Origin of the sequence: Streptomyces sp. BK340, from assembly GCF_007827595.1 — a bacterium.
Classification (GTDB): domain Bacteria; phylum Actinomycetota; class Actinomycetes; order Streptomycetales; family Streptomycetaceae; genus Streptomyces.
In genome coordinates this window covers 45,059-64,560 of record NZ_VISR01000024.1, presented here as the reverse complement: position 1 = coordinate 64,560, position 19,502 = coordinate 45,059, and the positions used below count along the sequence as shown (strand labels likewise).

Genomic DNA, 19,502 nt, shown 5'->3' with positions numbered 1-19,502 from the left:
ACGGGACGTGCTGTGGAGCAGGGCGTGCTGCGGAACAGGACGTGCTGCGGTGCGCGGTACGGGACGTGCGCGGTACGGGACGTGCGCGGTACGGCCGTCAGCCGGAGGCGTTCCGGCCCGGCTGCTCGTCCAGCCGGGACAGCAGCCGCTCGGCCTGCGCGCGCCACCGGGGCGAACCCGTGCGCAGGAACACGGCGTGGGCCGCGCTCGCCCGCTCCCGGGCGGAGTCGAGCCGGCCCTGGCGGCTGCGGGCCTCGCCGAGAACGAGATTGATCTGGCCGTCGACGAGCGGGCTGTCGATGCGTTCGACGACTTCCAGGGCCTCCGAGAGGGTCGCCTCGGCGGCGTCCACGTCACCCGCGCCGAGCCGGGCCTCGCCGAGACCGAGCAGGGCGTAGGCGAGACCGACCAGATCCGATTTGGCCTGGACCAGCTCGATCACCTGCAGAAACGCTTCTTCTGCTTTCGGGAAATCGGACCGGGCCAGATGTACACGACCGAGCCGGTGGATGGTCTGCGCGACGCCCCGCTTGCTGCCCCGGTCGATCGACTCCATGATCCGCACGGCCTCGACCCCCAGCTTCATCGCCAGCTCGGTGTTGCCCCGCTCCAGCTCGATCTGGGCCATGTTGTCCAGCGCGTGCGCCTCGGAGGAGACGTCGCCGACCGTGCGGAAGATGTCGCCCGCGCGCTCCAGCCGGGTCATGGCGAGGTCGAGATCGCCGCTGAACCGCTCCAGGATCGACAGGTTCCGCAGGTTCAGCGCCTGCCCGTGCGGCTCCCCGGCCTCCTCGAACAGCTCCATCGCCTCGGTGTACCGGGCGTGCGCCTCCGCCAGCCGCCGGTAGGACTGGGCGACCCCGCCGAGCTGGTGCAGCATCGCCGCCTGGCCGAGCAGGTTGCCGCCGCGCCGGGCCGCCTCCAGCGCGACCTCGGCGCACTCCCGCCAGTCCTCCAGATAGTGCCGGGTCTCGAACAGCACGGCGGCGGACACCGTCAGGTCCCAGGCGAGGTCGTCCATCTCCAGCTCCGCCGCCTGCGTCACCGCGGCCACCAGCGAAAGCCGCTCGGCCTCCAGCCACTCCAGCGGCGAGGAGAGCAGCTCGTCGGTGTGGATACGGTCGAGGGGGCGGCGGGACGCGGGGCTGTGCACCACGCTGAAGTGGCCGCCGTACTCCCGCCGGTGGGCCTCCTCGGCGAGGGCCAGCCAGGTGCGGAAGACCCGCTCCCGGGCGATCCGCTGCTCCGGCTCGGGTTCCTCGGCCTGGGCCCGTTCCCGGGCGTACAGCCGCATCAGGTTCTGCAGCCGGTAGCGCAGCCGGCCGGTCGCGTCGACGCCGACGACCTCCAGGAACTGCGCGTCGACCAGATCCTCCATGAGCCGCTCGGCGTCCAGCACGTCGACGTCGAGCAGCGCGCCGCCCACCCAGGCGGCGAAGTCCGGTACGTCCAGCAGGCCGAGGCGCCGGTAGAGCCGGGCCGTGTCGTCCGGGAGATAGCGGTACGACAGCTCGAAGCTGGCCCGCACCTGCGCCGCGCCCTGGCTCAGCTCGTCCAGCCGGCGCCGCTCGTCGCCCAGCCGGGTCACCAGGTGCCGTACGGTCCAGTGCGGTTTGGAGGCGAGCCGGGCCGCGGCGATGCGCAGCGCCAGCGGCAGCCGGTCGCACAGGTCGGCGAGGCGCCGGGTGTCGGCGCGCGCGGAGTCGATGCGCTCCTCGCCGACGATCCGCCCGAGCAGCTCCACGGCGTCGTCCCCGGGCAGCACCCCGAGGTGCACCCGGGCGTCCTGCGGCCAGGTGACCAGCTCCTCCAGCTGCTCCCTGCTGGTCACCAGCACGGCACAGCCGCCGCTGCCCGGCAGCAGGGGCTGGATCTGGGCGAAGGAGCGGACGTTGTCGAGCACCAGCAGCACCTGCCGCTCGGCGAGCACGCTGCGGTAGAGCGCGACGAGGTCCTCGGTCTCGGTGGGGATCTGGTCGCTGGGCACCCCGAGCGAGCGCAGGAACCTGCTCATCGCGTCACGGGCCGGGGTCGGCTCGTGGTGTTCGTCGTAGCCGCGCAGGTCGGCGAAGAGGCGGCCGTCCGGGAAGTGCTGGGCGGCGCGGTGCGACCAGCGCACGGCGAGACCGGTCTTGCCGACCCCGGCGATGCCGGTGATCAGCCCGATGGCCGGCCCGTGCTGCCGGTCGCGGCTCGCGACCAGCGTGTCCAATAACGCGAGTTCCACCTCGCGCCCGGTGAAGCCCGGGACGTCCGGCGGGAGTTCGGAGGGGACGACGAGGGTGTCGGCGCGCAGCGCGTCGCTCGCCGGTACGGCCGGTGCGGGTGCCAGCGACGGGTCGTCGCGCAGGATCGCGTCGTGCAGTCCCTGCAGGTCCGGGCCCGGCTCCATGCCCAGTTCCTCGATGAACTGGGTGCGCGCCTCCCGGAAGGTGGCCATCGCCTCGGCGCGCCGGCCGGACCGGTACTGGGCGAGCATCAGATGGTGCCGGGTCCGCTCCCGCAGCGGCTGTTCACGGACCACGGAGGTGAGTTCGGGCACCAGGTCGTGGTGGTTGCCCAGTTCCAGCTGGACGGCGGTGGCGTCGTCGTAGGCGTTGAGCCGGTGGCCCTCCAGCCGGGCGGCCTCGTCCTCGACCAGGGAGCTGGAGATACCGGCGAAGGCGGGCCCCCGCCACAGCGCGAGGGCCTGGGCGTAGGACCCGGCGGCCTCGGGGAGCCGGCCCTGCTGCACGGCGGTCTCGGCGGTCTTCACCAGCCGGGTGAACTCCAGCATGTCCACCGAGTGGCCGTCGGGTCTGAGCACATAGCCGGGGTGGGCGGTGACGATGGTGTCCTCGGCCGCGCCCTGGCTCTTGAACGTCTTGCGCAGTGCCGCGATCACGATCGCGATCTGAGTGCGGGCGGTGGCGGGCGGGTGGTCGTTCCACACGGCGTCCACAAGGGTGTCCACCGGGACGATCCGGCCCGAATTGAGCAGCAGCAGAGCGAGCACCGTTCGCTGACGCGCACCGCCGATCGGCAGACTTCGGCCTTGTGACGTCACCGTCACGGGCCCGAGTACCTCGAACCTGAGCCGCTCGCCCACGGATGTTCCCCCAGAACTTCCATCCCTACGTCCCGCCAGGTGGCCCAACCGACGAGAATACCCGAGAAAGTGAACTTGCCCCTCATCGATTTCACCGGGCGCACCTTTCACCGGTTACGTCACCGCGAAATCTGAGATTCCTCTTTTACTTGCGGAGAGCACGCATTTCAGGAATGCGAATTCGCATGTCAAGGCCTCCCCTGTTTCGACTCATTGCGCGAACGTGCCGACCCCCGGCGCAAGTTCCACGACACGCCGCGCGGGGGTTCACTCCCGGAAATGGGTGTCCAGGCGGGCCTGTTCCTCCTCGACGATCCTGCGGGCCATCTCGGTGTCCGACACGTCGACCGCGTCCGGGGTGGCTTCGGCCACGGCGCTGCGGCGGGCGTAGGCGTCGAACAGGCGGGTCTTGTTCCCCAGCATCTTCACCAGGCGTTCGTCCACCCCGCCGGTGGCCAGGAGGCGGTGCACCCGGACCGACCTGACCTGGCCCATGCGGTGGGCCCGGGCCACCGCCTGGTGCTCGATGGTCGGCTTGATCTGAGGCTCGCAGATGACCACGACGGAGGCTGCCTGCATATTGAGGCCGACGCCCGCGGCCTGGATCTGCGCCAGCAGTACCGCGGGGCCCGTGACCGCCGTGAAGTCGTCGACGACACGCTGCCGTTGCCCGGCCGGGACGCTGCCCGTGAGCGGACCGAACACGGGGGCGCCGCCGGGACCCGCTGCGAGCGCCCCCCGCACCGCGCCCAGCACGTCCTTGAAGGTGGAGAACACCACCGTCTTCTGGCCGTTCTCGCCGGCCTCCTGGACGATCTCCCGCAGGCGGTTCAGCTTGGCCGACTTCTCGGGGCGCAGGTACGCGGCCCTGCGCATCGCCATGAAGTTGCCCGAACGGACGGCTTCGCGGTAGGCCTCCTCGTCGGAGGCGCTCAGCTCCTCCCACTCGTCGATCCGCTGGAGGCTGGGCAGCTCCGTCAGCACGTCCTCCTGGTTGCGCCTCAGATACACCGGGGCGACGGCCTTGCGGAAGGCGACCGATCCGGCGAGCGCGTCCCGTTCGCCGAGGGACTGAGCGAGGTCGCCGTCGAGCATCCCGACCAGGTTGCGGAACTCGGCGACCCGGTTCTCCATCGGGGTACCGGTCATGAAGAGGGCGCGCTCGCAACGCTCCGCCCACAGGGCGACCGCCTGGGAACGCTTGGCCTTCGGGTTCTTCACGGAGTGCGCTTCGTCGACCACGAGCATGCCGACTTCGCCGCCGCCCGGCGCGGGGAAGCCACGCAGCGCGTCGAACGTGGTCACACCGACCCCGCCCCGCCCCTTCCAGTCGGCGAACGCGTCGTGCCGGTCGGGTCCGTGGAGCAGCATGCCGCGCAGGGTGCTGCGGGCCTCGATCTCCCGTGTCCAGTTCACCAGGACGCTGGCCGGGCACACCACCATGAAGTGGCTGTGGCCCTCGGCGGCCAGGTGCGTCAGCACGGCTATCGCCTGGACGGTCTTGCCCAGGCCCATCTCGTCGCCGAGGATCACCTTGCGCCGGGCGAGCGCGAACCGCGCGCCGAACTCCTGGTAGCCGCGCAGGGAGACCCGCCGGTGGGAGTCGTCCAGATGCTGGCTCCGGACGTGCTCGGCGATCTCGTCCGGCAGGAACCCCTCGGCTTTCGCCGCGTCGGGCACACCTCCGGAGATCTCGGCGAGCAGGCTGTAGTACTCGGCGGAGCGAAGCTCGAAGTCGACCCAGGCCGCGACATCGGTGGCCGGCCCGCGCAGCAGATCCACCGACGCCTGGGCGAACAGCCCGGGCAGGCCTGCCCGCTCCGCCTCCTGCACCAGCGTCCGGATCTCCGCGACCGCCGCCAGCGCACGGTCCTTCCTGTCCCGGCCGGCCAGCAGCATCCGGAGCCGTCCGGCGGCGGGCCGGGCGTCGGCGAGCAGCGGCTCGAGGCGTTTCGACAGTCCCGCGGCCGCGTCGACCGCGCGCCGGGCGTCCGGGCCGGCCTCCACCAGGACGTGCAGAGCCAGGACGAGGGCGGTGGTCCGCGGCTCCGGCCGGTCCACGTCGATGTGGACGGCGACGGTCTCGTGCGCGGCGTCGGAGAGCCGGCGGGCGGCGGCGAGCATCTGGTCGACGGTCCGCTGGCCGACCCCGGGGATCTGCCGCAACCGGTAGGGGCCTGCTTCCAGTACCTGTCCGACCGTGCGCAGTCCGCTCTTCTCGACGCTGCCCAGCCGCAGCCGTCCCTCGGTGACGTCCTGCAGCCGGGCGACGGGGATGGCGTCGAGCTCGCGTCCCACCGCCTCGTCGTGGATCGGCTTCAGCGCCGCGCGTACCGCCTCGACAACCCTGCCGTGGTCGCCGGCCACCGACTGCGCCGCCGCGTACAGCCGCGCCCCGCCCGCGACCACGTCCCGCTCTCCCCGCCCCACCCGCCCCGCCCTTCCCAGACCGTCCGGGCATCCTCCCACCGATGGGTGACCGCCCTGCTGACGATCTCGTGGCCCGGGCCTCAGGGACTCGCTACGGTTGGCTCATGACCGCACTGCCCGACTGGATGCGCCCGCCGCGCGCGGAAGGCTGGTTCGCGGAGGATCTGGACCGCCTCCCCGAGGCACCCCGCCACACCGAGCTGATCGACGGAGCTCTCGTCTTCATGATGTCGCCCCAGCGATGGTGGCACGGCCACCTCGTCACCATGCTCACCGTCGCCCTCATGGAGCAGGTGCCCGCCGATGTCAGAGTCGGCCGCGAGATGACCATAAAGCTCGACGAACGAAACCGACCGGAACCGGACCTGCTGTTGACGACAGCCGACTATGACGGCGACCGCACCTGGTTCACACCGGACGAGGTACGACTGGTCATCGAAGTCGTCTCCCCCGAGTCCGCGCACCGGGACCGCACGGTCAAGCTCCGTAAGTACGCGGAGGCCGGCATCCCGCACTACTGGTGCATCGAGGACGAGGGCGGCGCTCCCGTCGTCCACGCCTACGAGCTCGACGAACCGACCGGCGCATACGCCCCCGCCGGGATCTTCCGGGGAACCTTGCGGCGCCCGGTGCCCTTCGAGATCAGCCTGGACCTCGACAAGCTCACGCCACCCCGGTCCAGCTAGACGCCGGCGCAGAAACATGGAAGGGGCCGGACTCGACAGAGCCCGGCCCCTTCCGATCCGCAGTGATCAGACGTTGAAGCGGAACTCCACCACGTCGCCGTCCTGCATCACGTACTCCTTGCCCTCCATGCGGGCCTTGCCCTTGGCGCGGGCCTCGGTGACCGAGCCCGTTTCCACCAGGTCGTCGAAGGAGATGACCTCGGCCTTGATGAAGCCCTTCTGGAAGTCGGTGTGGATCACACCGGCCGCCTCGGGGGCCGTGGCGCCCTTCTTGATCGTCCAGGCGCGGGACTCCTTGGGGCCGGCCGTCAGGTAGGTCTGCAGGCCGAGGGTGTTGAAGCCGACGCGGGCGAGGGTGGCCAGGCCGGGCTCCTCGGCACCGACCGACTCCAGGAGCTCCAGGGCGTCCGCCTCGTCGAGCTCGGCGAGGTCCGCCTCCAGCTTGGCGTTGAGGAAGATGGCCTCGGCGGGGGCGACCAGGGCACGCTGCTCGTTTTTGAAGTCCTCGTCGACCAGCTCGTCCTCGTCGACGTTGAAGACGTAGAGGAAGGGCTTCGTCGTGAGCAGGTGCAGGTCGTGCAGCAGCTCGTTGCGCTCGGTGCCCTGGACGATGCCGTGCGCGAAGAGCGTGTCGCCCTTCTCCAGGATCTCCTTGGCCTCCTCGACCGCCTTGACCTTGGGCGCGGTGTCCTTCTTGATCCGCGACTCCTTCTGCAGCCGCGGCAGGACCTTCTCGATGGTCTGGAGGTCGGCGAGGATCAGCTCGGTGTTGATCGTCTCGATGTCGTCCTTCGGCGAGACCTTGCCGTCGACGTGCACGACGTTCTCGTCCTTGAAGGCGCGGATGACCTGGCAGATCGCGTCGGACTCGCGGATGTTCGCGAGGAACTTGTTGCCCAGGCCCTCGCCCTCGGAGGCGCCGCGCACGATGCCGGCGATGTCGACGAAGTCGACGGTGGCCGGGAGGACCCGCTGCGAGGAGAAGATCTCGGCCAGTTTGGTGAGGCGCGCGTCGGGGACGCCGACCACACCCACGTTGGGCTCGATCGTGGCGAACGGGTAGTTGGCCGCCAGCACGTCGTTCTTGGTCAGGGCGTTGAACAGGGTCGACTTGCCGACATTCGGCAGGCCGACGATTCCGATCGTGAGCGACACGTTGCGACTTCCCGTAGTAAGAGGGGCCAGGGGCTGCCAGGGGCCAGAGACACTGGCCGATCCACCAGTCTACGGCGTCGGCGGCGGCGGGCTCACTGGAGCGTCGAACGCCTGGCCAAGCTCTTCTCATCGGCGTGTCTGAGCAGCGATTCGGCACATTAACCGACCTAGGTTGGTCCAGTGGAGTATCACAGGACGCGACCCCAGAACGACGGACCACGCCGTGGCACACCCCGCACGCCGCTGCCGCCGCAGGCACGGCGGCCGGCCGGTGAGCGCAGGGCCGCGCCGGGTGCGCAGCGGGGGGCGCGGCCGGCCCGGACCGCCCGGCAGGTGCCCCCCGGTCAGGTGCCGGGACCGCGGCTCACCGGGCTCGGCGGGGGGCTGTTCTGCACGGTCGTGATGTTCCTGCTCGGGTTACTGGACCAGCTGCTGTTCGGTGCGTCGCTGACGCTGTACGGGGTGCTGTTCCTGCCGGTGTGCGCGCTGACCGCCCTGTGGGTGCGCGGCAGTGATCTGCTCACCGCGCCCGTCGTCGTACCGATCTCCTTCGCCGTCGGGCTCTTCCCCGCCGTCGACGGCAGCGGGGGTCTGCTCGGCCGGCTGATGGGGCTGGTCACCGGGCTCGCCACACAGGCGGGCTGGCTGTACGGGGGGACGCTGGTCGCGGGAGTGATCGTGCTCGCACGCCGGGTGCTGTGGGTGCGGGCCCGCAGGCACCGCACCTGAGCACCGCTCCGCTATCCGGCGTGGTCGTGCGCGGCGCGCATCGCCGCTCCGACGATCCCCGCGTTGTTCTGCAGCTGGGCGGGCACGATCTCGGCCTTGATGCCGTCGATGAAGTGCAGGAACTTGTCCGCCTTGCGGCTCACCCCGCCGCCGATGATGAACAGCTCGGGCGAGAAGAGCATCTCGACGTGCGCGAGGTACTTCTGCACCCGGCGGGCCCAGCGCTCCCAGGTCAGCTCGCCGTCCTCCTTGGCCTTGCTGGAGGCCCGCTTCTCGGCGTCGTGGCCGTTCAGCTCCAGGTGGCCCAGTTCGGTGTTGGGCACGAGGGCGCCGTCGATGAAGACGGCGCTGCCGATGCCGGTGCCGAAGGTGAGCAGGATGACCGTGCCCTCGCGGCCCCGGCCGGCGCCGAACTGCATCTCGGCGACGCCCGCCGCGTCCGCGTCGTTGACCACGGTCACCGGCAGGTTGCCCAGCCGGTCGCTGAACAGGGCGCGCGCGTCCGTGTCGATCCAGCTGCTGTCGACGTTGGCCGCCGTACGGACCGTGGCACCGCCGGAGACCACTCCGGGGAAGGTCAGGCCCACCGGGCCCGTCCAGCCGAAGTGGTCGACGACCTGCTTCACCCCGTCGGCCACGCCCTCGGGCGTCGCCGGGTGCGGGGTGAGCACCTTGCACCGCTCCTGGGCCAGGTCGCCCTTGTCCAGGTCCACGGGAGCGCCCTTGATCCCGGATCCGCCGATGTCCACGCCGAAGATCTGCATGGCCCCACGTTACGACGGACGACTGACGGTCACGCCCGGGACGTACGGGGGCTCACGCGTCGGACGCACCCGATCCGCCGCGCTCGGCGACCAGGGCGGTCGCCTCGTCGCGCAGGTCGCGGCGGAGTTCCTTGGGCAGCGAGAAGGTGATCGACTCCTCGGCCGCCTTGACGATCTCGACGTCGCCGTAGCCCCGCTCGCCGAGCCACTGGAGGACCTCCTCGACCAGGACCTCCGGGACGGAGGCGCCGGAGGTGACGCCGACCGTGGTGACGCCCTCCAGCCAGGCCTCGTCGATCTCGTCGGCGAAGTCCACCAGGTAGGCCTCGCGGGAGCCGGCGAGCTTGGCGACCTCGACGAGCCGCTTGGAGTTGGAGGAGTTGCGCGAGCCGACCACGATGACCAGTTCGGCCTCGGCGCCCATCTGCTTCACGGCGAGCTGGCGGTTCTGCGTGGCGTAGCAGATGTCGTCGCTCGGCGGGGAGACGAGCCCCGGGAACTTCGTCTTCAGGGCGTCGACGGTCTCCATGGTCTCGTCCACGGAGAGGGTGGTCTGGGACAGCCAGACGACCTTCGACTCGTCGCGGACGGTGACCTTGGCGACGTCCTCGGGGCCGTCGACCAGCTGGATGTGCTCGGGGGCCTCGCCGGAGGTGCCGATGACCTCCTCGTGGCCCTCGTGGCCGATCAGGAGGATGTCGTAGTCCTCCTTGGCGTAGCGCACGGCTTCCTTGTGGACCTTGGTGACCAGCGGGCAGGTGGCGTCGATGGTGGCGAGGCGGCCCTGCCTGGCTTCCTCGTGCACGACCGGGGCGACGCCGTGCGCCGAGAACATCACGATGTTGCCCGGCGGCACCTCCTCCGTCCGCTCGACGAAGACGGCGCCCTTCTTCTCCAGGGTCTGCACGACGTACTTGTTGTGGACGATCTCGTGCCGGACGTAGATCGGGGCCCCGTACTGTTCCAGGGCCTTCTCGACGGCGATCACGGCACGGTCCACACCGGCGCAGTAGCCCCGGGGGGCGGCGAGCAGGACACGGCGGCCAGGCGAAGCGGTCATGGGACCCATCGTAAGGGTGCGTCCGACGGACCGGAGATCGCGTGCCCGTCCCCTTCAGGGGAAAACCGGTACCCATGTCCGACACCGGCACGGCTGTATGTCGGTACCGGCCACTACGCTCGCCGCATGGCTGTGAACACGTCGCCCGAAGCGGCGCTCCCCGTCGGTGAGGTCTCGCGGCTGATCGGGGGCTGGATCGACCGGCTCGGGGCCGTGTGGGTCGAGGGGCAGATCACCCAGTTGTCGCGGCGGCCGGGAGCCGGGGTCGTGTTCCTGACCCTGCGGGATCCGTCGCACGACATCTCCGTGAGCGTGACCTGCTACCGGCAGGTGTTCGACGCGGTCGCCGACGTCGTCGGCGAGGGCGCCCGTGTGGTCGTCCTGGCGAAACCGGAGTGGTACGCGCCGCGCGGTCAGCTCTCGCTGCGGGCCGCCGAGATCAGGCCCGTCGGCGTCGGTGAGCTGCTGGCCCGCCTCGAGCAGCTGAAGAAGACGCTCGCGGCCGAGGGGCTGTTCGCACCGGAGCGGAAGAAGCCGCTGCCCTTCCTGCCCCAGCTGATCGGGCTGGTCTGCGGCCGCGCCTCCGCCGCGGAGCGGGACGTGCTGGAGAACGCCCGCCACCGCTGGCCCGCCGTCCGCTTCGAGGTGCGCAACGTCCCCGTGCAGGGCGTGCACGCCGTCCCGCAGGTCGTGCAGGCCGTGAAGGAGCTGGACGCGATCGACGACGTGGACGTGATCATCGTCGCGCGGGGCGGCGGCAGCGTGGAGGATCTGCTGCCGTTCTCCGACGAGCAGCTCGTACGGGCGGTGGCTCAGTGCCGTACGCCCGTCGTGTCCGCCATCGGGCACGAGCCGGACAACCCGCTGCTCGACCATGTCGCCGACCTGCGCGCGTCCACGCCGACCGACGCGGCCAAGAAGGTCGTACCGGACGTCGGTGAGGAGTTCGAGCGGGTGCGGATGCTGCGGGACCGGGCCCGGCGGTGTGTGGAGGCTTTCGTGGAGCGGGAGCGGCGGGGCCTTGCGCATGCGCTGGCGCGGCCCTCGATCGAGGATCCGCACCGGATGATCGACGAGCGCGCGGACCACGTGGCCTCCCTGCAGGACCGGGGCCGGCGCACCCTCGGCCACCTTCTGGACCGCGCCGACTCGGAGCTGACGCACACGCACGCGCGCGTGGTGGCCCTCTCGCCCGCCGCGACCCTCAAGCGCGGGTACGCAGTGCTGCAGAAGGCCGACGGTCACGTGGTGCGCGACCCGGAGGAGGTCGCACAGGGCGAGACGCTGCGGGCGCGGGTCGCCGAGGGTGAGTTCACGGTTCGTGTCGATGTCTGATGTCTAGGGTGGATGGATGACCAGCAAGGTGGATGAGGCGCTCTCGTACGAGCAGGCGCGGGACGAGTTGATCGAGGTCGTGCGGCGGCTGGAGGCGGGCGGCACGACGCTGGAGGAGTCCCTGGCGCTGTGGGAGCGCGGCGAGGAGCTGGCCAGGGTGTGCCGGCGCTGGCTGGAGGGCGCACGGGCCCGGCTGGACGCGGCGCTCGCCGAGGAAGAAGCCCAGGAAGAGAGCGAGTAGGCAAGAGCGGGGTGCTGTGAAGCGGATCACCACACCCCGCTTTTTGTTGAACGTTGAACTTCGTTTGCGTAAGGTCGGGTGTGTCAGCCGGTCACACCCCCGACCGGACGCGCACCCGAGGAAGTCACGTCGTATGTCTCTCGTTCTTGACCCCGCCGCCCAGGACCTGCTGTTCCGCGAGGCCCGCACCGCGAACAACTTCACCGACGAGCCGGTGACCGAGGAGCAGGTCCAGGCGATCTACGACCTGGTCAAGTACGGCCCCACCGCCTTCAACCAGAGCCCGCTGCGCATCACCCTGGTCCGCTCCGCCGAAGCCCGCGAGCGCCTGGTGCAGCACATGGCCGAGGGCAACCAGGCCAAGACCGCCACCGCCCCGCTGGTCGCGATCCTCTCCGCGGACAACGAGTTCCACGAGGAGCTGCCGGCCCTCTTCCCGCACTTCCCGCAGGCCAAGGACGTGTTCTTCAGCGAGCGCCCCGCCCGTGAGGGCGCCGCCGGCCTGAACGCCGCCCTGCAGGCCGCGTACTTCATCATCGGCGTCCGCGCCGCCGGCCTCGCCGCCGGCCCGATGACCGGCCTCGACTTCGAGGGCGTCCGCAAGGAGTTCCTCGACGACGACCACACCCCGCTGATGGTCGTCAACATCGGCCGCCCGGGCCCGGACGCGTGGTTCCCGCGCTCGCCGCGCCTGGCGTACGAGGACGTCGTCACGACCGTCTGAGTTCCCCCCGGTACGGCAGGAGGCCCCCAGCAGCGCCGCTGGGGGCCTCCTGCGTGTGCGCTCACGCGCGCTCACCGCGTCCTGCGTGCGGACGCGCTCACTGCATCTTCAGCGCCGCCGCCATCGTCGTCAGCTGGTCGAAGGAGGCCGTGCCGGCGACCACCGTCGTGGAACCGGGGGTGTCCTCCAGGACCAGCGCGTCGTAGCGGCCGCCGGTGTAGCGGGTCCAGGTGCGGTCGCCGATCTTCTCGGTCCGCTTGGTCGCCGAGGCGCCCTGGCCGGCCTGGTCGATGAAGTCGGCACGCTTCTTCTGCGTGGACTGCTCGATCTGCACGTACTGCCCGTCGGGGGTCTGGAAGCCGAGGTGCCAGCGGTCGGAGTCCTCACCCTGGTAGCGCACCGAGGTCGCCTTCCAGGTCCCGGGCAGCCCTTCCGGCGCGGCCACCGGGTAGCTCGCCGCACGGCGCGCCGTGAGCAGCTCGACCCGGTAGTCGACGCGCTTGATGTCGGGCGCGTGATCGTCGTGCGGGACGAAGACGTAGATGACCGCCGCCGCGATCCCGATGAGGCCCAGGGAGAGAATCATGTCCCGGACCGTCTTCTGCTTTCCGTTCGAACCTGCCACGCCCCCTATCGTCGCAGGTGCCCGGAGCGCTCATCCGTGGGGTCCCCTGCTCATTTTGTCTGCCTAACGATAGAGTCGGAGACACACCCTCATCCGGCCGTCGTCGTATCAGAAAGGTGCGCTCCGATGACCGAGCATCATCACTTGCCGTCCGAGCTGGACGTTCCCTCCGAGGCCCCCGACCGCAACCTCGCCCTCGAACTCGTCCGGGTGACCGAAGCCGCGGCGATGGCCGCGGGCCGCTGGGTCGGGCGCGGCGACAAGAACGGCGCCGACGGCGCCGCGGTGCGCGCCATGCGAACCCTCGTCTCCACCGTGTCGATGAACGGCATCGTCGTCATCGGCGAGGGCGAGAAGGACGAGGCGCCGATGCTCTTCAACGGCGAGCGCGTCGGTGACGGCACCGGACCCGAGGTCGACATCGCCGTCGACCCGATCGACGGCACCACGCTGACGGCCAAGGGCATGCCGAACGCGATCGCCGTCCTCGCGGCGACCGAGCGCGGCGCGATGTTCGACCCGTCCGCCGTCTTCTACATGGACAAACTGGTCACGGGCCCCGAGGCCGCCGACTTCGTCGACATCGACGCGCCCGTGGCCGTGAACATCCGCCGGATCGCCAAGGCGAAGCGGTCCGCGCCCGAGGACGTCACCGTCGTCATCCTGGACCGGCCCCGGCACGAGGGCATCATCAAGGAGGTCCGCGAGGCCGGCGCGCGCATCAAGCTGATCTCCGACGGCGACGTGGCCGGCTCCATCCTGGCGCTGCGCGAGGGCACGGGCATCGACCTGCTGCTCGGCATCGGCGGCACGCCGGAGGGCATCATCTCGGCCTGTGCCGTGAAGTGCCTGGGCGGCACGATCCAGGGCAAGCTGTGGCCCAAGGACGACGAGGAGCGCGCGCGGGCCATCGACGCCGGGCACGATCTCGACCGGGTGCTGACCACCGAGGACCTGGTGCAGGGGGAGAACGTCTTCTTCGTCGCCACCGGCATCACCGACGGTGAGCTGCTGCGCGGGGTTCGGTACCGGTCCGAGACCGCCACCACCGACTCGATCGTGATGCGCTCGAAGTCCGGGACCGTGCGGCGCATCGACTCCGAGCACCGGCTGAGCAAGCTGCGTGCTTACAGCGCGATCGACTTCGACCGGGCGAAGTAGCACTGGCGTCGGAGGGCTGCGCGTGCGCCGGCGGGTACGAGTCCGTCGTGGCCGACCGCGCAGTTCCCTGCGCCGACAAGCGAGGAAGCGCCCCCGGTGCGGAGGGGGCGCCCCTTGCCGAAGATCAACCCGCTATGCGGTTCGTCGTCGCGCGTGCCGCCTTCTTCAGTTCCACCTCGCGCCTGCGCCGCCTGGCCAGGACCACTCGGCGTTCCGCTGCCGTCAGGCCGCCCCAGACGCCGTACGGCTCGGGCTGCAGGAGGGCGTGTTCGCGGCACTCGACCATGACCGGACAGCGCGCGCAGACGCGCTTGGCCGCCTCCTCGCGGGACAGCCGGGCGGCCGTCGGCTCCTTGGACGGGGCGAAGAACAGACCGGCCTCGTCCCGCCGGCACACCGCCTCGGTGTGCCAGGGTGCGTCTTGGTCCCGGTCGCGCGCGGGCACCCGCTGGGCCGGAACGGCAGCGACCTGCAAGGACGAATGCGGCGGTTGCAGCACGGTCTACTCCTGACGACGGCTTCGCGAGTGAGCGACGATGCAGCAAGGCCTACCCGCTGTGCGCGCGCCTATGCACAGCGTTTCCAACCGCAGGCGCGCGGCGGCTTGTTCACGCCCCCGGGCACCCTCGGCGGCGGGTCCGCGGCCCTCCGGCCACCGGCGGATTCGCGACCGTCAACGGTCCAGGTGTTTGCGCAGCTTCCTGTCGACCCTGTCCTGGACCCGGTCGAGGATGTCCGACACGCGCCGGCCGCGCTTGGGCCGCGCCTCGACGTTGCCCAGTACGGCCCACCCGTCGACGTAGACCACGGGCGCGTCCGACTCGACCGAATCCAGCGTGTCCACCTCGAAGTTGCCCAGCACACCACCGCCCGTGCCGCGCAGCGAGACGTTCTCCGGGACGCGGATCTGGACGTCGCCGAAGACCGAGACGGCCTTGATCACGACCTGCTGGTACTCGAAGATCGCCTCGCTCAGGTCGATCTCGACCGAGCCGAAGACCGAGTACGCGTGCAGCCGGCGGCCGGCGCGCCAGCGGCCCCGGCGCACCGCGCTGCTGAAGACGGCCACGACGTTGGCGTCGGCCTCGGCGGGGATCGCGCCGGGTGCGGGGCGCGGCGGGACGGGCGTGTAGGCCGGGGGCGCGGGCTGCTGGTGGGCGGCCGGGAGGTCGCGGATGAAGACCTCCAGCTCGCCGACCGTCTTGGCGTGCAGCACCCCGTCCACGCGCTCGGCGTGCTCGTCCGCGGTCAGCCGGCCCTCGGCCAGGGCCTCGCGGAGGATGTCGGCGACACGGTCACGGTCGGCGTCCGAGGCGCGCAGTTCGGACACGCGCGGCGCGCTGTCCTGGGTCTGGGCGTGCTTCTGAAGGTCCACGGCAGCAGCGTACCGAAACGCGATAGATCGCGACTAGGGGGCCGGAGCGGCCCGCGTGTCCCGGAACTGAGCCTTACCTCACAGGTTCCGTGTCGGTGGCAGGTTCTACGCTGGTGAGGCCCGCCAGCGTCGGCGGGCGGTCGTCCGTCAGAGTGAGGAATGGGCTGAGATGCCTGAGTTCGCGTACACCGATCTGCTCCCCCAGGGCGAGGACACCACCCCGTACCGGCTGGTGACCTCGGAGGGCGTGTCCACCGTCGAGGGACCGGACGGGCGGACGTTCCTCAAGGTGGAGCCGGAGGCGCTGCGCAAGCTGGCCGCGGAGGCCATCCACGACATCCAGCACTACCTGCGCCCGGCGCACCTGGCGCAGCTGCGCCGCATCATCGACGACCCGGAGGCGTCGGGCAACGACAAGTTCGTCGCGCTCGACCTGCTGAAGAACGCGAACATCGCGGCGGCGGGCGTGCTCCCGATGTGCCAGGACACCGGCACGGCGATCGTCATGGGCAAGCGCGGCCAGAACGTCCTCACCGAGGGCACGGACGAGAAGCACCTGTCGCACGGCATCTACGACGCCTACACCAAGCTGAACCTGCGCTACTCGCAGATGGCTCCGCTCACCATGTGGGAGGAGAAGAACACCGGCTCCAACCTGCCGGCCCAGATCGAGCTGTACGCGACCGACGGCGGCGCCTACAAGTTCCTGTTCATGGCGAAGGGCGGCGGCTCGGCCAACAAGTCCTTCCTGTACCAGGAGACGAAGGCCGTCCTGAACGAGGCCTCCATGATGAAGTTCCTGGAGGAGAAGATCCGTTCGCTCGGTACGGCCGCCTGCCCGCCGTACCACCTGGCCATCGTCGTCGGCGGTACGAGCGCCGAGTACGCGCTGAAGACCGCGAAGTACGCCTCCGCGCACTACCTGGACGAGATCCCCGCCGAGGGCTCGGCACTGGGCCACGGCTTCCGGGACAAGGAGCTGGAGGAGAAGGTCTTCGAGCTGACGCAGAAGATCGGCATCGGCGCGCAGTTCGGCGGCAAGTACTTCTGCCACGACGTCCGCGTGGTCCGCCTGCCCCGCCACGGCGCGTCCTGCCCCGTCGCCATCGCCGTCTCCTGCTCGGCCGACCGCCAGGCCGTCGCCAAGATCACGGCCGAGGGCGTCTTCCTGGAGCAGCTGGAGACGGACCCGGCGCGCTTCCTGCCGGAGACCACGGACGAGCACCTCGACGAGTCCTCCGACGTGGTGAAGATCGACCTCAACCAGCCGATGGACACGATCCTCGCCGAGCTGACCAAGTACCCGGTCAAGACCCGGCTGTCCCTGACCGGCCCGCTGGTCGTGGCCCGCGACATCGCGCACGCCAAGATCAAGGAGCGCCTGGACGCGGGCGAGGAGATGCCGCAGTACCTGAAGGACCACCCGGTCTACTACGCGGGCCCGGCCAAGACCCCCGAGGGTTACGCGTCCGGTTCCTTCGGCCCGACCACGGCCGGCCGCATGGACTCCTACGTCGAGCAGTTCCAGGCGGCGGGCGGTTCCAAGGTGATGCTGGCCAAGGGCAACCGCAGCAAGCAGGTCACCGACGCCTGCGGCACGCACGGCGGCTTCTACCTCGGCTCGATCGGCGGTCCGGCCGCCCGCCTCGCCCAGGACTGCATCAAGAAGGTCGAGGTCCTCGAGTACGAGGAGCTGGGCATGGAGGCCGTCTGGAAGATCGAGGTCGAGGACTTCCCGGCGTTCGTCGTCGTGGACGACAAGGGCAACGACTTCTTCCAGGATCCCGCTCCGGCTCCGACGTTCACTTCCATTCCGGTGCGGGGGCCTGGGCTCGCGTAGTGCCTTTCGGGGCGGCCGGGGACGGAATTCGCCCCCGCCGTCCCCGTCCCCGGGGGCTCCGCCCCTTCTCCCCCGCTGGGGCTGCGCCCCGGACCCGCTTCGGCCTGGACGGCCTCGTCCTCGAACGCCGGACGGGCCGAGTGGTGCCGCCCGGCGAACACGTCGAACGTCTCCTTCCAGGACCCGGCGCCCCAGCCGACGTTCACCTCGATTCCGGTACGGGGGCCGGGACTGGCCTGACCGACGGGCGGGGCCGGTCCGGACCGGCCCCGGTCCATGTGTCAGTGGGGTACGCAGCCGAACCAGTTCACCGTGTCGCCGCTGGTGGTGTAACCCATGCACCTGATCGTTCTGTCGTGCAGCGTCACGGTCCGGTCGACCGGACCCTTCCGGTAGTCCGTCTTGTGATGGGGCAGCACGAGGGTGTCGATCTCGACGGTGTACCAGCGGCGCCCGTTGGACGGCATGCTGCAGCCGTGGCCGGTCACGTTGCGGCTGGGGTCGCCGCTCCAGACGGGCCGCTCGGCACGGTCGCAGTAGGCCCTGCCGGCGGCGCCGGCGGTACCGGCGCCCGCGCCCAGCAGAGCCGCCGCGCCTATGGACACCGCCGCGGTGGCGCCGAGCAGGCGCTTCGGAGTGAGGTTCATCGATCGGTCCTCCTGCCAGCCGTGGTGACGGCGGGGAGTCGCCCTGTCACCTTTAGGCGATAGTCACATTTATCCGTGATGTCCGGCCCGGCAGCCGGTGGGGCAGTCCCCCGACCCGGTGACGTCGGTGGTGCCAATGCAGCAGGCCGCGCTCCCCCCACCCCGCGCGGCCCACGCTCCGGAACAACCGCCGCGCCCCGATCGCTGACACCGGCATGAGCGAATACCGCATCGAGCACGACTCCATGGGTGAGGTCCGGGTCCCCGCCCACGCCAAGTGGCGGGCCCAGACCCAGCGTGCCGTCGAGAACTTCCCCGTCTCCGGGCAGCGGATCGAGCGGGCGCACATCGAGGCGCTGGCCCGGATCAAGGCGGCCGCGGCGAAGGTGAACGCCGAGCTGGAGGTACTGGACAAGGACGTCGCGGAGGCGATCCAGGAGGCGGCCGCCGAGGTCGCCGACGGGAAGTGGGACGAGCACTTCCCCGTCGACGTGTTCCAGACCGGGTCCGGGACCTCGTCCAACATGAACACCAACGAGGTCGTCGCCACCCTCGCCACCGAGCGGCTCGGCCGGGACGTGCACCCGAACGACCACGTCAACGCCTCGCAGTCGTCCAACGACGTGTTCCCGTCGTCCATCCACATCGCCGCCACCGGCGCTGTCACCCACGATCTGATCCCGGCGCTGGAACACCTCGCCGACTCCCTGACCCGCAAGTCCGAGGAGTTCGCGGACGTCGTGAAGTCCGGGCGGACGCATCTCATGGACGCGACACCGGTGACGCTGGGGCAGGAGTTCGGCGGGTACGCGGCCCAGGTGCGGTACGGCGTCGAGCGGCTGCGCGCCTCGCTGCCCCGGCTGGCCGAACTGCCGCTGGGCGGCACGGCCGTCGGGACCGGGATCAACACGCCGCCCGGGTTCTCCGCCGCGGTGATCAGGGAGGTCGCGCGGGCCACCGGGCTGCCGTTCACCGAGGCCCGGGACCACTTCGAGGCGCAGGGCGCCCGGGACGGGATCGTGGAGACCAGCGGGCAGCTGCGCACGATCGCGGTCGGACTGACGAAAATCGCCAACGATCTGCGCTGGATGGCGTCCGGGCCGCGCACCGGGCTGGCCGAGATCCGGCTGCCCGACCTGCAGCCGGGCTCCTCGATCATGCCGGGCAAGGTCAACCCGGTGATCCCGGAGGCCGTGCTCATGGTCGCGGCCCAGGTGATCGGCAACGACGCGACCATCGCCACCGCCGGCGCCGCCGGGAACTTCGAGCTGAACGTCATGCTCCCGGTGATCGCGAAGAACGTCCTGGAATCCGTGCGGCTGCTCGCCAACGTCTCACGGCTGCTGGCCGACCGCACCGTCGACGGCATCGTCGCCGACCGCGAACGGACTCGCGAGTACGCCGAGTCGTCACCCTCCGTGGTGACCCCGCTGAACAAGTACATCGGCTACGAGGAGGCCGCGAAGGTCGCCAAGAAGTCCCTGGCCGAGCGGAAGACCATCCGCGAGGTCGTGCTGGAGAGCGGGTACGTGGAGCGCGGCGCCCTCACCCTGGAGCAACTGGACGAGGCACTGGATGTCCTGCGGATGACGCACCCGTAACAAGTGGTGCAGCCCCGCTGAACCGTGACGTCCGCCGCAGC

Annotated in this window: 17 protein-coding genes; 8 read left to right on the top strand and 9 right to left on the bottom strand. The window is 70.6% G+C overall.

Features of this window, described 5'->3' with window-relative positions; genetic code table 11:
* Positions 1-97: 97 nt before the first annotated feature.
* Both FB157_RS33270 and FB157_RS33265 read right to left on the bottom strand, forming a co-directional pair.
* Entirely contained in the window at positions 98-3,088 is a 2,991-nt protein-coding gene (locus FB157_RS33270; RefSeq protein ID WP_145884386.1) for a BTAD domain-containing putative transcriptional regulator, read from the bottom strand.
* A gap of 267 nt (positions 3,089-3,355) precedes the next feature.
* The gene (locus FB157_RS33265) at positions 3,356-5,518 is read right to left on the bottom strand and encodes a DEAD/DEAH box helicase (RefSeq protein ID WP_186581801.1); all 2,163 of its coding nucleotides are present in this window, start codon (positions 5,516-5,518) and stop codon (positions 3,356-3,358) included.
* 104 nt (positions 5,519-5,622) lie between these two features.
* On the opposite strand from FB157_RS33265, the gene FB157_RS33260 reads away from it, so the two are divergent.
* Positions 5,623-6,204 carry a Uma2 family endonuclease gene (locus FB157_RS33260; RefSeq protein ID WP_145884384.1) on the top strand — a complete coding sequence of 194 codons (582 nt, stop codon included), beginning with the start codon at positions 5,623-5,625 and terminating at the stop codon, positions 6,202-6,204.
* Positions 6,205-6,270: 66 nt separating this feature from the next.
* Here the strand turns inward: FB157_RS33260 and ychF are convergent, their stop codons facing one another.
* Positions 6,271-7,359 (bottom strand): redox-regulated ATPase YchF, encoded by a 1,089-nt coding sequence (gene ychF, locus FB157_RS33255; RefSeq protein WP_145884383.1) that lies wholly within the window; start codon positions 7,357-7,359, stop codon positions 6,271-6,273.
* Positions 7,360-7,539: 180 nt separating this feature from the next.
* Here ychF and FB157_RS33250 point away from each other — a divergent pair, with 180 nt between their 5' ends.
* Positions 7,540-8,088, top strand: a complete 549-nt coding sequence (locus FB157_RS33250; RefSeq protein ID WP_186581800.1) for a DUF6542 domain-containing protein — start codon at positions 7,540-7,542, stop codon at positions 8,086-8,088.
* An 11-nt stretch (positions 8,089-8,099) separates the two neighbouring features.
* Here FB157_RS33250 and ppgK read toward each other — a convergent pair whose 3' ends face one another.
* Together ppgK and FB157_RS33240 are read right to left on the bottom strand one after the other, a co-directional pair.
* Positions 8,100-8,852, bottom strand: a complete 753-nt coding sequence (ppgK, locus tag FB157_RS33245) for a polyphosphate--glucose phosphotransferase (protein ID WP_145884381.1) — start codon at positions 8,850-8,852, stop codon at positions 8,100-8,102.
* 52 nt (positions 8,853-8,904) lie between these two features.
* Positions 8,905-9,912 carry a 4-hydroxy-3-methylbut-2-enyl diphosphate reductase gene (locus tag FB157_RS33240; RefSeq protein WP_145884380.1) on the bottom strand — a complete coding sequence of 336 codons (1,008 nt, stop codon included), beginning with the start codon at positions 9,910-9,912 and terminating at the stop codon, positions 8,905-8,907.
* Between the two features lie 126 nt (positions 9,913-10,038).
* Between FB157_RS33240 and xseA the strand changes: the two genes are divergently transcribed.
* From xseA to FB157_RS33225, 3 genes are all read left to right on the top strand, one after another.
* On the top strand, positions 10,039-11,247 hold the full coding sequence (gene xseA, locus FB157_RS33235; RefSeq protein ID WP_145884379.1) for an exodeoxyribonuclease VII large subunit: 1,209 nt from the start codon (positions 10,039-10,041) through the stop codon (positions 11,245-11,247).
* 16 nt (positions 11,248-11,263) lie between these two features.
* A complete protein-coding gene (locus FB157_RS33230; RefSeq protein ID WP_145884378.1) occupies positions 11,264-11,488 on the top strand; it encodes an exodeoxyribonuclease VII small subunit in 225 nt (74 codons plus the stop codon).
* Positions 11,489-11,621: 133 nt separating this feature from the next.
* Positions 11,622-12,212, top strand: a complete 591-nt coding sequence (locus FB157_RS33225; RefSeq protein ID WP_145884377.1) for a malonic semialdehyde reductase — start codon at positions 11,622-11,624, stop codon at positions 12,210-12,212.
* A 97-nt stretch (positions 12,213-12,309) separates the two neighbouring features.
* Here the strand turns inward: FB157_RS33225 and FB157_RS33220 are convergent, their stop codons facing one another.
* The gene (locus FB157_RS33220) at positions 12,310-12,837 is read right to left on the bottom strand and encodes a DUF4245 domain-containing protein (protein ID WP_145884376.1); all 528 of its coding nucleotides are present in this window, start codon (positions 12,835-12,837) and stop codon (positions 12,310-12,312) included.
* Between the two features lie 126 nt (positions 12,838-12,963).
* On the opposite strand from FB157_RS33220, the gene glpX reads away from it, so the two are divergent.
* Positions 12,964-13,998, top strand: a complete 1,035-nt coding sequence (glpX, locus tag FB157_RS33215) for a class II fructose-bisphosphatase (RefSeq protein ID WP_145884375.1) — start codon at positions 12,964-12,966, stop codon at positions 13,996-13,998.
* Positions 13,999-14,122: 124 nt separating this feature from the next.
* On the opposite strand, the gene FB157_RS33210 is transcribed toward glpX, so the two are convergent.
* Positions 14,123-14,497 (bottom strand): WhiB family transcriptional regulator, encoded by a 375-nt coding sequence (locus tag FB157_RS33210; protein WP_094215194.1) that lies wholly within the window; start codon positions 14,495-14,497, stop codon positions 14,123-14,125.
* A gap of 174 nt (positions 14,498-14,671) precedes the next feature.
* The gene (locus tag FB157_RS33205) at positions 14,672-15,373 is read right to left on the bottom strand and encodes a DUF1707 domain-containing protein (RefSeq protein WP_145884374.1); all 702 of its coding nucleotides are present in this window, start codon (positions 15,371-15,373) and stop codon (positions 14,672-14,674) included.
* A gap of 169 nt (positions 15,374-15,542) precedes the next feature.
* Between FB157_RS33205 and FB157_RS33200 the strand changes: the two genes are divergently transcribed.
* A complete protein-coding gene (locus FB157_RS33200; RefSeq protein WP_145884373.1) occupies positions 15,543-17,213 on the top strand; it encodes a fumarate hydratase in 1,671 nt (556 codons plus the stop codon).
* A 281-nt stretch (positions 17,214-17,494) separates the two neighbouring features.
* On the opposite strand, the gene FB157_RS33195 is transcribed toward FB157_RS33200, so the two are convergent.
* Positions 17,495-17,860: a hypothetical protein gene (locus FB157_RS33195; protein WP_145884372.1), complete on the bottom strand. Its 366-nt coding sequence runs from the start codon at positions 17,858-17,860 to the stop codon at positions 17,495-17,497.
* A 215-nt stretch (positions 17,861-18,075) separates the two neighbouring features.
* On the opposite strand from FB157_RS33195, the gene FB157_RS33190 reads away from it, so the two are divergent.
* A complete protein-coding gene (locus FB157_RS33190; protein ID WP_145884371.1) occupies positions 18,076-19,461 on the top strand; it encodes an aspartate ammonia-lyase in 1,386 nt (461 codons plus the stop codon).
* Positions 19,462-19,502 lie beyond the last annotated feature (41 nt).

Excerpts from the sequence above, each read along its gene's own strand:
- FB157_RS33260 (WP_145884384.1), top strand. The coding sequence starts at position 5,623 with ATGACCGCACTGCCCGACTGGATGCGCCCGCCGCGCGCGGAAGGCTGG.
- ppgK (WP_145884381.1), bottom strand. The coding sequence starts at position 8,852 with ATGCAGATCTTCGGCGTGGACATCGGCGGATCCGGGATCAAGGGCGCT.
- FB157_RS33240 (WP_145884380.1), bottom strand. The coding sequence starts at position 9,912 with ATGACCGCTTCGCCTGGCCGCCGTGTCCTGCTCGCCGCCCCCCGGGGC.
- xseA (WP_145884379.1), top strand. The coding sequence starts at position 10,039 with ATGGCTGTGAACACGTCGCCCGAAGCGGCGCTCCCCGTCGGTGAGGTC.
- FB157_RS33230 (WP_145884378.1), top strand. The coding sequence starts at position 11,264 with ATGACCAGCAAGGTGGATGAGGCGCTCTCGTACGAGCAGGCGCGGGAC.
- FB157_RS33225 (WP_145884377.1), top strand. The coding sequence starts at position 11,622 with ATGTCTCTCGTTCTTGACCCCGCCGCCCAGGACCTGCTGTTCCGCGAG.
- glpX (WP_145884375.1), top strand. The coding sequence starts at position 12,964 with ATGACCGAGCATCATCACTTGCCGTCCGAGCTGGACGTTCCCTCCGAG.
- FB157_RS33200 (WP_145884373.1), top strand. The coding sequence starts at position 15,543 with ATGCCTGAGTTCGCGTACACCGATCTGCTCCCCCAGGGCGAGGACACC.
- FB157_RS33195 (WP_145884372.1), bottom strand. The coding sequence starts at position 17,860 with ATGAACCTCACTCCGAAGCGCCTGCTCGGCGCCACCGCGGCGGTGTCC.
- FB157_RS33190 (WP_145884371.1), top strand. The coding sequence starts at position 18,076 with ATGAGCGAATACCGCATCGAGCACGACTCCATGGGTGAGGTCCGGGTC.